Raw genomic sequence first — 17,409 nt, 5'->3', positions numbered from 1 at the left:
ATGTTTAATCCTGCTTATCAAACATATCCTTAAGCAGAGTCAGTTCATCATCTATAAGTTTTTTCACACTTTCCGCCGCATACACCACTTCGTCCGGATCATGTATATAGCAAATCACCTGTCCCGACTTACCGTCCTTATCAGGATTAAAGTCAAGCATCAGATAACAACATTCACAGTATGATGCAAACGGAAACCACAATTTATTGAAAATATACGGCTTTATTCTTGAGTCTTTCTTTGATTCAAGCTCATTACCGTCAAAATAATTACTAAGTAAATCATCTACATTTTGAAAAAAGCCTTTGATCCTTTTCATCTCTTCAAGGCTCATCAATGTAAACGACATATCTCTGCCGTCAACATCCGACTGAATAAGTTCAAAATATCCGCTTCCGTTTTTGTAACTGTACAGTTCTTTAAAATCATCCGGAAGCTTTATATCAAACTCTTTTTCAAAATTGTAAAACTCATTATCATTTGCTCCTCTTATCTTCTCATACTCGTCAAAGTACCCTTCTTCCACCGGATCATCCATATCCAGCCCATCAAAATTCTCACAGATATACTTCTCTATATCTTTTAGTTTTTCTTTTATCGCTTTCTCCATCTTTTACCTACTTTTATACTGATACATATACTTAAAAAATGCTATATAGGTATATTATAGCACATTTAAGTGACTTTACATCTTATCATTTTCGCTTCCTTATTTATATGCAAAAATATAGCTGTAACTCATATATAAAAGATATTAGATACAGCTATATTTAAAATATAATTTTTATGATGATTACAATGCCAAAATCTTATCCTTTGATAATCCTGTAATTTCCATAATTAAACCTATATCAAGGCCCTTTTTCTTCATGGTCTCTGCTATAGTTTTCTTTTCAATCTCGGCTCCTTTTTGTATTCCTTCTTCAAGTCCTTTTTGCATTCCTTCTTCAAGTCCTTTTTGCATTCCCTCTTCAAGTCCTTTTTGCATTCCCTGTTGCATTCCCTGTTGCATTCCGCTGTCTATAGCTTCCTGCCATCCGTTATTCAGCATAATATCAATAACTTCACACATATACTTTGCCTCCTTTTCATGTACCTCTTCTATCACTTCTTCAAATCTGTTGTCACTTGTCATTGCAGACATCAGATTCAATACTTCGTCTATATGTTCTATCTTATACATCTCAGGTTCATATTTATTATTTTTTCGAACCTGATACAGATAGTCAACCACCACCCTGAAATCACTTTTAAACAGCTTTCTCTTTTCCTCAGGCAGATAAGCCAACTCAAAAAGATTTATTTTATAGTCATTTACATATGGCTTTAATCTCTCATCCACATCCACTACACCCATTATATTTTTCGGATAATTCCATCTGCCTTTATGTCCCATGTACAATACCAATGTGATAACCGGATATTTCGGCTTGTCTCTGTTTTTTCTGCTTGATTGCCACCCATACTCCGCACCGTCGTAGCTTATAACTCTTAGCGGCATCAGCTTGTCAGGGTCTGTCTGATTTTCAAGCCCTAACATAGCAATATTTATCTTATTTCCCTGCCAATACTTTGCTACATCTCTGTCTTGATAGTTGATTTTTCTGCCTATCTTTTTTGAACTGCTTGTAGGCAAATCAATCAAATCATCCTCTCTTACCACCATCTCACCGTTAAACAGCAGTACATTCACTATGTCCATAAAAACATCATTGTACTGCTCAAGCACCTTTTGTGTTATGTCTTTCTCCGCCATACTTCCTCCTGAAAAAATTGTTAAAGAAACTGATTAGAATAAAATAAAGAATAAAACCACGTACTATAAAACATTGACTTGGTTTGCTTGAGTTAATTATATCAATTTATGAATATGTTTACAAGACAAAACTAAAGGTGGGCTAAAAATAGCCCACCTGAACTTGGTAAAATATTATATTATTCAAATCTTGCAGATTTTATAACTAAATTAGCACCTGCCTTGCTGGAACATGTAAACTGAATTTTACTCTGTCCTGATATATCTATATCTATATCAAAAGGTTCTGTTTCTCCTTGTACCATTTCATCGCTTCTATATAGTACACTACCATTATCTCCATATACTATTAGTATACAACTATTTTGTTCTGAACTATACTGAGGTGCGACTTTGGCTCTAAGTCTGGTGTACCCCTTTTCATTTGAAAATTCAAATATTCCACCCGGATATATATTTAATGTGTCTGTCCATGTCTCACCATCTGTAACAGTTATATTTTTTTCCTTATGAGCAAAAATTCTATATGTCGGCTCCAAATCAAACAAAACCAGCTTCGGTCTGCTACTTGTTGTCTGACTGCTTGCCCTCAGATTCTTTGTCTGAACCGCACCGTTTTGAACCCATGCACCTGATGCATTTACCTGATATCCGTCAGGTGTACTTGTATTTGCCAACATATATCCTGCACGGTCGAAATAATAGCACTCTGCTATACCGTCATTGTTGCCGTCTATCCACTGCCATGTACTTGCAGGATAAGTGCCGTTACCATTGTCAAACCACCAGCCTACATTGTTCTGCTTCCATGTACCTGCCCAAGCACTTGATGCCATAATGCTGCTGAAAGCTGCCACTGCTACTAAACCGATAAATTTCTTCATATAATACCTCCTAATGTGTATATAAAATTTTAAATGTTACCAAAACTAATATTGTATATTGTTTAATTATTTGATTGCGTACCAAAGACACTTAAATCACTGCTGTTATGCCATTCGATCTCTAACCCGTCTAATTCAGCAGGTATATCATCACCGAGCTTACCTGTGTATACATCCTCTATATCTAGATTATCCCCCTCAAGTGTGACCTTTTGAATCAATACGTCTCCTCTCCCTCTACTGACACCAAATATACGAAGGCCGTCTCCGTTAGCCATCTTATTGAAATTTTCAACGACAGAATTTCTGCCACCTGAAAAGTTAACTACTATATAAGGCTTATATGGTTGATGCATAACTTTCGTATCAGTATCATATTTAAAAAGTCTGACATAACTGTCTCCATTGCTTACCTCCTGAGCTAAAAGCAAAGTTTGAACCGGATCATCTGATTTCATCTTTACTAAAGCATACTGATAATTACCTGTTGGAGAAAAATCGTAATCATCATCGAATTTATATGTGGAAGCTTGTTCTACAACTATTTTGTATTGCTCCAGCGCCTCATCATTAGGAGAAATACTCTCTGCGGCTTCGGTACTCGATATAGCTTCGGTACTTTCTTTTGCCTCGGTCTCTTCCATTGTAGATTCCACCTTATCCGATAAACTGTTTTTATCTATAGTATCTTCTACGACCTCCTTACCTGCACTGCTTCCGCCAATTACCTTTGATATTCCAAAGATACATCCGCCTATAACAGTAGTACTTATCAAGGCAATCAATATGATTTTTGCAGCGCCCATACCGCCTGTAGCTGCAGCTGCTCCCACACCGGGTGCTTTTATATTTCCCTTACCTGTATCCTTTATATGTCCGGTCTTTGTCGGATTATGAGAAATACCGTCAATACTCTCTATTACATTATGTAATATATTTGCATCCGGTATAAGTTCAGTTGTAAAACCTTTCATATTGCGTATGAGCAATAACCAGAATGTAAACGGTGCAAGACCATATAGATTTGTACCCTTGCTTTTAAGTTCCTCAACCTTTGCTTTGATCTTATCTCTACCATATTTAAGTCTGCTCTTTATAGCACTTTGAGATGCACCCATAGCACTTGCGATATCATTTACCGACTTATTCTCATAATAGTACATACCTATAACCGCTCTTTGATCATCCGGCAAACTGTCGACAATTTCCCCGATAAGTCTTATAGTTTCTTTGTGCTCTATAAGTTTTTCAGGTATATTCTCTTCTCTTTCATCCTCGATTTGCTCCTCGAATACCATGTCATCATCATCATTTAAATCTGTAAAAAGCATGGGCTTCTTTTTCTTTAGCCAATCTCTTGCTGTATTTGCCGCAATTTGTTTTATCCATGGTAAAAACTTATCATCACCTTTGAATGAATCCATATGCAGGAATGCTTTAACATATGAATCTTGCAATATATCATTCACCGCATCATCGTCTTTAATCATAGACTTTACAGTATAAAATGCTTGATTGTAAGTATTATTATATAAAACTCCAAAAGCATCTTTGTCTCCGGCTCTTGCTTTTCTTACAAACTCCGCTAATTCATTTTGAGGTTTTTGTAATTCTGTAGGTTTACCACAAAAAACACAAAAGTTTGAATCTTCAGAAATCTTCTTACCGCAATGACCACAATACATATTTGCCGTCTCCCAATCACATAAATCTTTTAATATACAACCATATGTCTTTCTTTTGTTTATTATCAATAATAAACGATTCCACTAACAATTTTACAATACGTCTGATTATGTCTTCATACATATATTACTCCTTTCTTTTGTCCTTCACTTATATAACGAATGACAAGCGGAGTCGGTTGCATATAATAAAAATATTTTTAATCTCCTTTGCCCTTCACTTATATAACGAATGATATACAGAGTCGGTTGCAGGAGATTTTAAAATTATAAGTATTTTTATAAAGTACTATAGATTTCCTTCTTATTTATTTTCCACAATACTACCACCCCCCCCCGAAAAATTGTCAACATATTTTACCAATAGTGTAATATAATTTAAAATAAAAAGGAACAAACTCTAAGCATATTTTGATATGCTGTCTTAGTTTGTTTCTTTTTATAGTTTTAGTAATCTTGACGCCATATTATTCTTCAATATTTATCTCTCTATATCGTACAACTGCATCTTTTACCTTAACAGAAATACCAATTTTATTCTGTTTCGGGTATATCATTGACGTAAAATCATATTTACCGTCCAAAAGGTATAGCTCCAGAACATTTCCGTCCTTTAACACAGTAAATTCTATATCCGATTTATCTTGTATATCAGCCTTGTAAATTCTTGGACCGTTATTTATATATTTATCTGCTTCGGTATAATCTGTAATAATATTTCCAAATAAAAAATCCAATGTAATCAGAATTCTATGTCCTTCCATATCAAATATTGAAATACTTAAATCTGTACTGCTCCTGCTTCTGGACACGATTCCGTTTATATAAACATGCTCTTTTAACTCGTTAAATAAATTGGATTTCAATCTATCCGATACCCTTAGTTTATTAGGATAATCCGATTTATCCCTTGTATCATTACCGCTATTATATGGCAATAACTTCAGTCTTCCATCCTCAATGTATACAAGCCTTGGATATGACATAATTCCTCTATAACCATCTTCAGTAGACGGTCCATGATCCTTTATCCAAGGCATCCATTCCCATCCTCCAATCCAAGCTATAGAAATATACCGATTATATTTGTCCTTGTATACTTGTGATGCATAATAATGAGGTCCAAAATCCAATGTATCGGTATATTCATGACAAAATATACAGTTTTTAAAATTTATATCTCCCACCATATATATTGTAGGTAAAAAATCTGTGCGATTCATAGGCGAAGCGGTGATAACCCATTTTCCATTTAATTCAAATATATCAGGGCATTCAAACATTGTCCCTTCTCCATCTTTAGCTTCATACAATATTCCACCGTATGTCCAGTTATACAAGTCATCAGAATGAAATAAATATATTCTTCCATGGCTGTCACGGTCCAAAGCACTTCCGTCAGAACCACCAACAACCATTTGCCACTCACCGTCATGATATATAACTTTAGGGTCCCTAAAATCAATACCTATGGATTCTATAATAGGATTTTTATCGTATTTTATAAAATTATAGCCGTCAAAAGAATATGCCATACATTGCCTCTGAGTAATCTCACCATTCACCAATGTTACAGCCGTATAAAATGCATATATCTTATCTTCATACACTACTACAGAACCTGAAAAACATCCGCCTTTAGAATAATCTTCATATATTCTGTCAGGAACCAAAACAGGCTTGCACTCTTCCCAATGTATCAAATCATCGCTTACAGCATGACCCCAATGCATCTTATCCCAATTATTACTGTACGGATTACATTGAAAATAAAGATGATACTTGCCACAAAACCAAACCAATCCGTTCGGATCATTTATCCAGCCTTTATTTAATGAAAAATGATATTTCGGTCGAAAAATAAATTCACAATCACTCATGATTTTACTGCCCCCAATGTCATGCCTGCCGTCATCTTTTTATTTAATCCGAAATATATAACTAAAGTAGGGAATATTGATGTTGCAATTGCCGCATATGTAGCTCCCCAGTCTTTTAAACCTCTTGGACCTATAAAGTCCGCTAATCCTATAGATATTGTTTTCAACTCAGTACTGTTTATAAATACAAGGCTGAATGTATAATCATTCCATACAGTTATAAAATTCATTGCAAGCACGGTCATAATCGTATTCATTGACAACGGTATAATTACCTTAGCGTATATACCATATATACTTGCTCCGTCAATAACTGCCGCCTCTATAATTTCATTAGGAATAAATGAATAAAAGTTTACAAATAACATTATCGACACAGGTAATTGAAAAGCAAGCAGCGGCAATATAACGCTTATCCTTGTATTTATAAGTCCAACCTTTGCAAACATAGTAAAAAGCGGAATCAGCGTAACTGCATATGGAATTGTTAAACCTATAAGAAAATATCTATATATCTTTTTTCTTCCTGCAAACTTCATTTTTGCTATAGCAAATGATGCCATAGAACTTATTACAACTATAAATATTAGAGATATTACAGATATTATCGCACTGTTCTTTATATATGTCACAACATTACTCTGTGTAAATATTTTAATAAAATTTTCTAATGTAAGACTCTTCGGGATACCAAACGGATCTGTAAGCAATTCTATATTCGGTCTAAACCCTGCCAAGATCAACCAAACAATAGGATAACCTTGGATTATTAAAAATAAAATCATAACAGCCCAATATACTGTCTTCTTCACATTTTTCTTCATCTGTTCACCTACTCGCTTTCATTATCCATATATTTACTTATCAGCAATACACCGATAATACTAAGTATGACAATAACAACCGCTATTGCACTTCCATATCCATAGTCTCTACTTGTAAAAGCTTTTTTATACATATATGTTGCAAGTATTTCAGATCTATGATTCGGTCCACCCTTTGTCATATTCATTGGAGCTGCAAATCCCCTAAGTGCCCCTACCAAACTAAGTATACAAGACAGCATAATTACATTTGAAATTGCCGGTATTCTTATATTAAATAAAATTTGCAATTCACTTGCTCCATCTATTCTTGCCGCCTCAAGTATATCAGGTGAAACAGATACAAGAGCTGAATAAAAAATAATCATATAAATTCCGATATACTGCCATCCTTCTACAGATGCTACAGCCCATAATACAGTTTTGTACTCACTGAGAAATGCTATAGGTTTTAATCCTAATAACTTTCTAAATATATTAAACAGCCCCATCGGCTCATATGAATAAAATCCGGTAAATAATTGTGATATAGCAATAACCGTTATTACTGAAGGAATATAGTATACCGTCTGTATAAATCCTCTTCCCTTTTTTAAATATGTTAACAATACTGCAATTGTAAACCCAAATCCCAACTGCAATACCATAACAATAATAATATAAAGTATATTATTAACAAATGCCTGTTTAAAAACATTGTCACCAATCAGTTTTATGTAATTATTAAGTCCTATAAAAGTCTTTTTTCCAATTCCGTTCCAATCGAGTAAACTATAATAAATTGAAACTATTATAGGGACCATAACGATAAGAGAATACACAATGAAAGCCGGCAATAGAAAAATAGCAATTGCCTTTTTATCTCTTAAAATTTTCATAAATCAATTCTCCAATAATTTAATATATGGGGCAAAGACTTGCCCCAATAAAATACTTTTATTTATTTGCATCCAATGCCTCATCCACAGCCTTTACAAATTCATCAGGTGTTTCCTCATCCATACATAATCCCGGGAGATTATCATTAATCGTTGCTATAACGTCCTCATTCAATACAACATCCCAAGGTCTTGCAGCTGTAGTACCTATATTGTTTGTATCCTCCATTATTTTTAAGAAAAGCGGATCAAATTTACTGTTGTCACTCATCTCCACTTTTTGCGGTGCCAGATGTTCGTGTGCAAAGTATGCAGGACTATAATTTTTTACTATAAATGTCAAATAATCTTTATATTGTTCATCAAAAACTTTAGGATTTACAGATAATCCTATTCCGCCGAATGCCCAATAATCATTAGTACTTGTTTTTGCATCTTTTATTGTCGGCATATAAAAATAATCCACGTTCAGTCCTTCAGGTCTGTTCTTATCTGTAAAATAATTTAATTCCCATGTTCCTGTAGGATACATAGCACTTTTTCCGCTTAGAAATAAATTCAAGCCTGTAGCTACATCTGTAGTGGAAAATCCGGGTTGAAAATATTTTCCGATATTAGACATAAACTCGGCCGCTTTCATTCCGGGTTCATCAGACATCTTTGCCTTCCCTGTGGAAAGGTCATTTAAGAAATCATTACCTGTCATTCTGAACGGATATGTTGCAAGAAGACGAAGTAAAGGCCAACCGTCTCCTCCACCTATTCCGAAAGCTGTATATCCTTTATCATTTAATGCCTTACAATCCTCCAAAAGTTCATCCAATGTCTTTGGAGCCTCAATTCCCGCATCTTTAAACATATCGACATTGTACCAAATCATCTCTGTAGAAAGCTCAAGCGGTAAAGTATATAATTTACCGTCAGCAGTCCTTCCGTAATTAAGTGCCAAAGGAATATAACTGTCCTTTTCACCTATCTCATCTAAAAATGCATCCATATCTGTCAGCATACCCTTTTCTCCCAGCTCAGCGGCATATGGTGTTGCATCCAAGTCAAACATATCAGGCATCTGTCCTCCGGCAATCATAGTACGAAGCTTTTGGTCATATGATGTTCTGTCTGCATTACTGTCAATGACAAGCTTAATATTTCCGCCTTGCTCATTATATTTATCGGTAATTTCCTGTAATGTCACTATTGTATCATCTGACGCAGATCTTGATGAAAAATAGTGGATTTCTCTTGCCCCACCGTCTTTACCTTCCGCTTGCGATGAACTTTGTGTACTTTGTGACTTTGTTCCACAACCAATCAATACCATGCTGACTATAAGCCCTATTACTCCTATTTTCCTATACATAATTTTCCCCTTTACAAATATAATACATACAAATATCCGATACTTTTATACTTCCGTCATTTACAAAAAATCCCCAAAAAGGCCTTTCATTATTGTAGGCTCTCATCGTCAAAGCCATAATGTCATTTACATAAAGACAAAGTATTGTATCATCCGCTATAACTCTTATGTCTACCTTATTATTCTCCAAACTTCTATAATCAAAAGGTCTTTCAAGTTCAACCATAAACGGCTTATCGCCGTCAACATACCACTGATTCACTCCTTGTATACACCTTGGCCACATATCGGCAACAACCCTATTATAGAACGGCTCAAATCTTAAATAGTAACCATTTGAAAAACTGTTATCCTGCCTTAACCCTATACCAAATGACCTTGTATTACTGCCATACTCTATCTTAGCCTCTATCATACAAGTACTATTCATCTCACCAATTACATAAAACGATTCTCCTTCATTATTTTGTATTTCTATCGGACTTATATCTGCCGATTTCATTTCATTACCAAATACATTAAATATTCCTGATACAGGCTTTACACATAAATTTCCGTTTTCTTTTTGATTTATTTCATGCGCAATAAAATCACCGCCCCACTCATATTGTCCAAAATCACTGTCACCACGTTTGGTCGGAACCCATGCAAAAGCTACCCTTTTTTCTCCTGCCTTTGCAGTCTTTGCAGCATAGAAAGCTCTTCCGTCAAATGTATCTTCTATCGGTGCGACCCATGGACCTTTCAAACTGTCCGCCATTCTGTAGTGAGTTACAAATTTTTCTGAAAATGTGGAATATATTAAATACCACTTATTCCCCATCTTAAATAAATCAGGACATTCATGTGTCATATAAGACTTAGGATTATAAAACGGACTCATTGCTTTCCAATTAACCAAATCATAAGATCTACACAGTCCGACACATCCTCCGTTCTTTTCACTTGCTCCTTTTAACCTTGCTGCCAATAACATATCAAAACATTTTTCTTCTTCATTGAAAAAAACATACGGATCACGCCAATCAAACGGCTCATATATAGACTCATCCGCACCGAAAGTAAGCTCCGGAAGCTTCTCCCAATGCATAAGATCTTCACTGACAGCATGAGCAACATATTGTAAAGGTCTACCGTCTCTATGATATTTAGGATTATAATTATTTTGTGCCGTATAAAACATATGAAATTTACCGTCATTTCCTTCTATTACAGAGCCTGTATAACAAGCATAGTCGGCATCTTCATATTCACCTACCGGCAGTACAATGCCGCAATCTTTTATATTTACTCCATCCTCTGTAATCAAAAGGTTCCAACTTGTTCGGTAACCATACTCATCCTGTGTTTTTCCTTTTCGCTCATCATGAAGATAAAATATGTAAAATTTACCGTCATATGCAAAAGGTATAGTGTCACCTACCCAACCGTCCTTCGGTCTGTAGAAAATCTGCCCCATCTTCAACCTCATTCCATATTTTTTCTTTATTTATGCTCATATACTATACTATTTAAAAAGAATATGATATTAGCAAATGCCCCAAAGTTTTTATAAATGATTATGCAAGTGTGTGTTTTCTTGCATTTTCTATGCAAATATGCTATTGTTTTCATAGTTTTTCATTATTATGATTTGATTTTCATTTTTATTTTCATAAGGGGGAAATATGGTCAATATAAATGATGTTGCGAAGGCGGCCGGTGTTTCTATCTCAACTATCTCCAGAGTGATAAATCAGAGTAGTTCGGTATCACCTGCCACCAGGAATAAAGTAATGAAGGTAATAGCTGAATTGGGATATTCACCAACCGCTTCTGAGAAAAAAGATAGAAAAAAATCAAATAAACTGATAGGAGTTTTATTTCCGGATATATCAAATAATGTATTTGGAAGAATTTTACAAGGTATAAACAGTGTACTGACTCCTCTTGGCTACAACACCGTAATATGTGAAACAAACGGTGAGTTGGATAAAGAAATCCATTTTTTAGATGTATTAAAGAACAAACAGGTTGAGGGGATAATAATGGCTAATGTTCATATACCTGAAGAACATCTGCTCTGGATACATAGAAATAACAAGCCTATAGTATATGTTTGTCAAGATATTCCTGATTTTAGCTTAAAGATACCTATAAGTTCTGTAAACATGGACAATCAACAGGCGATTTGTGATATGGTCCATTTTCTTTATAATATGGGACATAGAAATATAGCTTTTATAGGTGGACCGTTACATGACCTATCCGCCGGAAAGAAACGATATCAAGGCTATATGAAAGGCCTCAGGGAGTGCTCACTGAATACATCACAAGATTTAATCAGCTTTCAGGAATCTTTTACAATTGCTGACGGATATGAAGGTATGCATCAAATATACGAAAAATCATCTATACTTCCTACAGCTGTACTCTGTGCCTGTGACAATATAGCCGTCGGTGCTATAGACTTTATGTATGATAATAATATACAGGTACCTGAACATATATCCGTAACAGGTGTTGACGACAGCAATCTTGCAACAGCAATAAGACCGTCCCTTACTACTATAAGACATGCAACATTTGATACGGGTATAAAAGCTGCTCAAATATTGCTTGAATATTTCGCTTCTCCTTCATTTACCGAAAATGCATTCAAACTGCCTTATCAACTCCTTCGAAGACAAAGCGTAAAACATCTATAAAAACAGGACCTCTTTTTAAGAGGTCCCATTTTTATCCTGTTATTCCGTCGATATTCTTTATTCTCTTTTTGTCACCTATATTCTCAAATCTTATAAGTAACTGTTCTTTGTTCTCGAAAGTCGCATAGATATTGTTGTCTTCCCAGTGGTAGTCACAGCCGTTCCATGCCAAAAATCCCTCAACCAATATCTTATGATCAAGCTCATACAGACTTATCGCCTTCATTATATTACTGATAAATCCTGTAGAGGATACAGGTGCAAAGAACTTTTCAGGCAAATCATACAGTGCTACAAAGGCAACTCCGCCTGAATGTTTACATGGATAGTATCCGTAGTTCTCATCACTTATACCGCAGGCAATCATAGAAAGAATATATCCTGTAACACTCTGTGTAAGCGGCAGATTCGGAGTTGTTAAAGCCTCAAATCCCACTTTCTCTCCAAAAGCCCTTGCCTCATCCACAAGCTCAAGCAGACTGTCATCAAAACCGTTTATATTCTTCCAGCCCCATAGCCAATCATTTGACTGTATAGACTCACTTCCTATGAATTGAATCGGATATGTGCTGTTACCGATTTTTATTTTATGTGTGGCAAAATCAACATTCCAGCCCTGTCCCTTTGCTACATACATCTCGATCATATCCTGTACACGAAGCATACCTCCAAAGACTGCAGATACGACCTGTGTCCAGTCGGTGCGATCCATTTCATAGTCTGTTTTTAATATATTTATTCTCTCAGCCATAACACCTCTATAATAATAATATTTCGGTCAAAACATAAGAACACCGATATTGTTCCAATCCATAGTAAATACCGATAATCAACTTCTGACCATGCTATTATTTAACCAAAATAGTTTAATAAATGCAAGCATTATTTTAACACTCTGTACTCTTTCATTACATGATTGTCTTCAAATATAATAGGCTTTGCGGTAAGCCCCTCTGCATCGTTGTCATAATATCCCATCAAATAGTCATTAACATCCTGCAGATTGTCAAACTCATCTACCTGATACGGTAATTCAAATGCAAGTTTTTCAATAAACAGATATTTATCTCCGTCATTTACCAAAACGCCTGTATGTCCTATAAATTCCTGAACCGCATTCTTGCCGTCATCCATAGTCATAAATACTGAAATCATATGCATCTTGTCATTGTCAAATGAAATCTGCTTATCATTCCATGACTTCACTATCTCATCGGCAAGTTCATTTGTATCATGTGTATTGTTTACATCTATATATGAGAATATCGTATCAAACTTTTCTTTGTCCTCACCCTCAAATATCTTTTTTGCATCTATTGCGGCAAAATCATTGAATAACATAGTGGTATCACCCGGAGTTTTATTTCCTACCTTAATAAAATCTCCCATCAAAGAATATGATGTTATCCTACAGTTTCTGCCTACAAAGCCTTGATTATTATTAAGCCATGCATCTATTAGTTTATCTTGATCAAATGTAGGGAATGCAGCCTCAATACTTGTCATCTCCTGTACAAGATTTTTACTTCCTACGGCATTATTGTACTCGTCTACAGCCTCAAAAAACTTATTTATCTTATCCTCACTCAAACCTGCATTTGCCAGCGCCTTTTTTACTCTGTCTCTTGTTTCATTATCTGCCAAATTTGAATAATTAAGATGAATCTTTGCCTTACTTAGAGCCATACTTGTTTCTGTAGTATCGGTATTATCTACAGTCGTATTCTCTGTAGCCACCGTAGTGCTTTCTCCTACCGTACCTGCATTATTTGCCTTATTTGAACATGCTCCCAAAACAATCGCCAATCCGATTGCAGTTACTAAAAGTTGCTTTTTCATATGCTAACCTGCTTTCTTTCTTAGTCGCCTTAGTATATCACTTTCGCCGTATTAAAAATATATATGTTTTTAGATTTATTCTTTAAAATTTAGATAAAAATTTATTACTTACTATATAAGAAAATCTATTTTCTCCCTTTTATCTTATATTGAAAAGTGCTATAATGTGTCTTTGATTTTTATAATTCAGTTTTACAAAGGAAGGCATATTATGAAGGTTGGTTTTGACAATCAAATGTATTTGAAGACACAGTCAGAGCATATCAAGGAAAGAATTGCAAGTTTCGGTGACAAACTCTACCTGGAGTTTGGAGGAAAGCTTTTTGATGATTACCACGCATCCAGAGTACTTCCGGGTTTTGAGCCTGATTCAAAACTTAGAATGCTTCTTCAGCTGAAGGACCAGGCTGAAATTATCATTTCAATATCTGCAATTGATATAGAAAAGAACAAGATTCGTGAGGACCACGGTATCACCTATGACGCGGACGTTTTAAGACTTATAGACGCATTCCGCGGTAAAGGACTCTTCGTAGGAAGTGTTTGCATTACACAATACTCAGGACAAAAGAGTGCGGATACATTTAAAGAAAGACTTGAAAACCTCGGTATAAAAGTTTACAGACTTTATTTGATAGACGGATATCCAAGCAATGTATCACATATAGTCAGTGAAGAAGGCTACGGTAAAAATGACTACATAATTACATCCAGACCGCTTGTAATAGTTACAGCTCCTGGTCCCGGTTCAGGGAAAATGGCAACCTGTCTTTCACAGCTTTACCATGAAAATAAAAGAGGAGTTAAAGCGGGATATGCAAAATTTGAGACCTTCCCGATATGGAATCTTCCGCTAAAGCATCCTGTAAACCTTGCATATGAGGCTGCAACCGCCGACTTAAATGATGTGAACATGATTGACCCGTTCCATCTTGAAGCATACGGAAAAACCACAGTAAATTATAACAGAGATATTGAAATCTATCCTGTACTTATGGCTATCTTTGAGGGAATATTCGGTGAGTGCCCATACAAATCACCTACAGATATGGGCGTAAATATGGCTGGAAACTGTATTATAGACGACGAGGTATGCAGAGAAGCAAGTAAGCAGGAAATCATCAGAAGATATTATAATTCACTTTGCAGATTTGCCAAGGGTGAATGTAAAGCCGGTGAAGTTTATAAGCTTGAACTTATCATGCAGCAGGCAAAGACAAGCATTGACGACAGAAGGGTCGTATCCGCTGCACTTTTGAAAGCTGAGACAACACAACTTCCCGCAGCCGCAATGGAACTTGAAAGCGGCGAACTTATCACAGGTAAGACATCCGAGCTTCTCGGTGCAAGCGCCGCTCTTATCCTTAATGTACTTAAAGCTCTCAGCGGAGTTGACGATGAAATCAAGCTTATTTCACCGACTGTTATAGCACCTGTTCAAGAGTTGAAAACCACTTATCTTGGCGGCTCCAACCCAAGACTTCATATAGACGAAGCTCTTATTGCTCTGTCAATATCCGCCGCAACTGATGAAAATGCAAGAAAAGCTCTGCATGCCATTCCAAAGTTAAAAGGACTTCAGATGCATTCAAGTGTAATGCTTTCCGATATTGATATGAAAACTATAAGTAAGCTTGGTATAGGTCTTACCACAGAAGCAAAATACGGAAACAAAAAATAAAAGATACAAAAATTGGCTGTTGCAAAAAGCAACAGCCGTGTTTTTAAACATCTACATCTTCAAAGTCGTCCGAATCTTTTTTCTTTTGTTCTTCATTTGACTCTTTATCATTTTGTTCAAATTTTATTTCTTCTTTTTGTTCATCCTTTGTATCAGGTGATTCATCCGTTCCGTCAGATATATCCACTTCAGCAAATCCGTCATCTGTATCCGGTTGACTCTCCTTCGCCTCTTTTACCTCTTCCTTTTTCTGTCCCAGAGGCATATATTCAAGAGGAGCCTCATCATCCTGGTCTTTGTCGGAAATAAGATCTACATTCTTTGTTATATTACTCTTATTCTTCTTTTTTGTAACCTTCTTACTTACCTTCTTGGCTTTCTTTTTATTTGAAGCTTTTGAAATAAGCAGTATTATTACAAATACAGCCAATATAATTGCCAAAGCTACTACATTTCTGAGCCATTCATTGCTTCTCTCGTACTTCTTTTCAAGTACATCATATTCAGCCTTTGACACTCCGGTATCCGCATTAGGATCTACAAAATATCTTTGTATGGTACCTTCTTCCATATCATATCTGTAGAAATCTTTTCTACCGTCGGAATTCATAGCATATACTACACAGTATCTCTTTTCATTGTCACTGCCCCATATCCAACCGCGAATTTTCTTACCGTTTATTACCAATATACTCTCAATAAATCCCTTAGGTACTTCCACACCCTTATCAAGAGGCATTACCGTGATGCTCTTTGCATTGGTATCTATCTGAGTGTATACAGACCATTTATCTGAAGCATCGTCATAGATATAAAAATCTCCCGAACCGTCATTACCTACAAGATATAAGATGTATACATCCTGATTCTTCATCTTACCGGCTTTGACTTCTCTGCCCTTATATGTAAATGTAGATTCCTCAAAACCTTCAGGCAAAATATTCTTATCAAATGAGTCGGATACCTGATAATCTATTCCTCCGATTGTGAGACCGTTGGCTGTAGAAACAATATCCATCGACTCTTCACTTTCGCCTTCACTCTCGGCAACAACACTCTCTCCGGCAGTAGTAGACTCTTCCTGAGTCTTTTTCATCTCACTTTTCTTTACATTTATTATGTAACTTTCCACTACAGACCCGTCAGGTGATGTTACCTTTACGGCTACCGCATTGACACCTACCACGAGATTATCATTTCCGGTAATAACAACCTTTGAACCGTCCTGCCTAGGCTTTGCACTTACCGCAATATTTGAAATATTTCCGGCAACATTCATGTCGTAATTTTTCACATTACTCTTAAAATCAGGATTAAGTTTTCCCGGGCTGACCTTCAAAGATGAAAGTGAAGCGTCTTTTTTATCTGCCGCCGCAGTAGTAGACTCTTCCTTGCTCTTTTCCGCCGTACTCTCGACAGTTGTACTCGGAGCGGCCTCAGCCTCCTTTATTTTTATCTTACCGCTGCCCTGTGACTGCATTGTAGCCATCTTTGCGTTGGTATCATATACTTCCCATGAACTTACCACTACTGTAGTATCTTTGGCAGCTTTAGCCTTAAACTTTAAAGAATAGTTTTGACTGCTTGAATTGGTTCCGGTATTTGATGTTACCTTTATGCTTCCGGCACCTCCCTGTGCATTGGTTCCTCCTACAAAATCAAGTACACTGTCATCATAGCTTAACATCACAGTTGCACTGTCTATATTTCCGTCACTTGACGAAAGTGTCATCACCAAATTTACTTCATCACCCACTGATGCATTAACATCTGCAAAGCTTATACTGATACCCATCGCAAAAGCATTAAAAGTCAATACTATTGAAAATATTAGGGCAAGTAAAAAAGAAGGTATGATGACATTTACATTAGAATTTTTTAAATACTTCATCTTATTCTCTGACATTACTGCATAAAACTATGTAAATACAGTAT

The 17,409-nt window shown here is 35.8% G+C and carries 14 protein-coding genes; 2 read left to right on the top strand and 12 right to left on the bottom strand.

What is annotated here, in order from left to right; genetic code table 11:
• Positions 1–4: 4 nt before the first annotated feature.
• The 9 genes from EHW90_RS05550 to EHW90_RS05510 form a co-directional block, all read right to left on the bottom strand.
• Complete coding sequence (locus tag EHW90_RS05550; RefSeq protein WP_124951882.1) at positions 5–610, bottom strand: SMI1/KNR4 family protein; 606 nt, start codon at positions 608–610, stop codon at positions 5–7.
• 183 nt (positions 611–793) lie between these two features.
• Complete coding sequence (locus EHW90_RS05545; protein WP_124951880.1) at positions 794–1,756, bottom strand: RpnC/YadD family protein; 963 nt, start codon at positions 1,754–1,756, stop codon at positions 794–796.
• 179 nt (positions 1,757–1,935) lie between these two features.
• Positions 1,936–2,640 (bottom strand): NPCBM/NEW2 domain-containing protein, encoded by a 705-nt coding sequence (locus tag EHW90_RS05540; RefSeq protein WP_124951878.1) that lies wholly within the window; start codon positions 2,638–2,640, stop codon positions 1,936–1,938.
• A gap of 62 nt (positions 2,641–2,702) precedes the next feature.
• Positions 2,703–4,325, bottom strand: coding sequence for a sigma-70 family RNA polymerase sigma factor (locus EHW90_RS05535; RefSeq protein WP_124951876.1), 1,623 nt, complete (start codon positions 4,323–4,325; stop codon positions 2,703–2,705).
• 467 nt (positions 4,326–4,792) lie between these two features.
• Positions 4,793–6,205: a glycoside hydrolase family 32 protein gene (locus EHW90_RS05530; RefSeq protein WP_124951874.1), complete on the bottom strand. Its 1,413-nt coding sequence runs from the start codon at positions 6,203–6,205 to the stop codon at positions 4,793–4,795.
• Positions 6,202–7,029 carry a carbohydrate ABC transporter permease gene (locus EHW90_RS05525; protein ID WP_124951872.1) on the bottom strand — a complete coding sequence of 276 codons (828 nt, stop codon included), beginning with the start codon at positions 7,027–7,029 and terminating at the stop codon, positions 6,202–6,204. The genes EHW90_RS05530 and EHW90_RS05525 overlap by 4 nt, the downstream gene beginning before the upstream one ends.
• 8 nt (positions 7,030–7,037) lie before the next feature.
• A complete protein-coding gene (locus tag EHW90_RS05520; RefSeq protein WP_124951870.1) occupies positions 7,038–7,907 on the bottom strand; it encodes a carbohydrate ABC transporter permease in 870 nt (289 codons plus the stop codon).
• A 58-nt stretch (positions 7,908–7,965) separates the two neighbouring features.
• Positions 7,966–9,267, bottom strand: coding sequence for an ABC transporter substrate-binding protein (locus EHW90_RS05515; RefSeq protein WP_124951868.1), 1,302 nt, complete (start codon positions 9,265–9,267; stop codon positions 7,966–7,968).
• Positions 9,260–10,726: a glycoside hydrolase family 32 protein gene (locus tag EHW90_RS05510; protein WP_124951866.1), complete on the bottom strand. Its 1,467-nt coding sequence runs from the start codon at positions 10,724–10,726 to the stop codon at positions 9,260–9,262. The genes EHW90_RS05515 and EHW90_RS05510 overlap by 8 nt, the downstream gene beginning before the upstream one ends.
• A 208-nt stretch (positions 10,727–10,934) precedes the next feature.
• Here EHW90_RS05510 and EHW90_RS05505 point away from each other — a divergent pair, with 208 nt between their 5' ends.
• A complete protein-coding gene (locus EHW90_RS05505) occupies positions 10,935–11,954 on the top strand; it encodes a LacI family DNA-binding transcriptional regulator (protein ID WP_124951864.1) in 1,020 nt (339 codons plus the stop codon).
• A 31-nt stretch (positions 11,955–11,985) separates the two neighbouring features.
• On the opposite strand, the gene EHW90_RS05500 is transcribed toward EHW90_RS05505, so the two are convergent.
• Together EHW90_RS05500 and EHW90_RS05495 are read right to left on the bottom strand one after the other, a co-directional pair.
• Complete coding sequence (locus tag EHW90_RS05500; RefSeq protein ID WP_124951862.1) at positions 11,986–12,705, bottom strand: DUF6882 domain-containing protein; 720 nt, start codon at positions 12,703–12,705, stop codon at positions 11,986–11,988.
• Positions 12,706–12,836: 131 nt separating this feature from the next.
• Positions 12,837–13,793: a DUF4300 family protein gene (locus EHW90_RS05495; protein WP_124951860.1), complete on the bottom strand. Its 957-nt coding sequence runs from the start codon at positions 13,791–13,793 to the stop codon at positions 12,837–12,839.
• A gap of 211 nt (positions 13,794–14,004) precedes the next feature.
• On the opposite strand from EHW90_RS05495, the gene EHW90_RS05490 reads away from it, so the two are divergent.
• Positions 14,005–15,474, top strand: a complete 1,470-nt coding sequence (locus EHW90_RS05490; protein WP_124951858.1) for a DUF1846 domain-containing protein — start codon at positions 14,005–14,007, stop codon at positions 15,472–15,474.
• Between the two features lie 43 nt (positions 15,475–15,517).
• Here the strand turns inward: EHW90_RS05490 and EHW90_RS05485 are convergent, their stop codons facing one another.
• Positions 15,518–17,380: a cadherin-like beta sandwich domain-containing protein gene (locus EHW90_RS05485; protein WP_243113920.1), complete on the bottom strand. Its 1,863-nt coding sequence runs from the start codon at positions 17,378–17,380 to the stop codon at positions 15,518–15,520.
• Positions 17,381–17,409: the final 29 nt, after the last annotated feature.

This window comes from Lachnoanaerobaculum orale, from assembly GCF_003862485.1.
Classification (GTDB): domain Bacteria; phylum Bacillota; class Clostridia; order Lachnospirales; family Lachnospiraceae; genus Lachnoanaerobaculum; species Lachnoanaerobaculum orale.
This window is presented reverse-complemented; position numbering and strand designations above follow the sequence as displayed.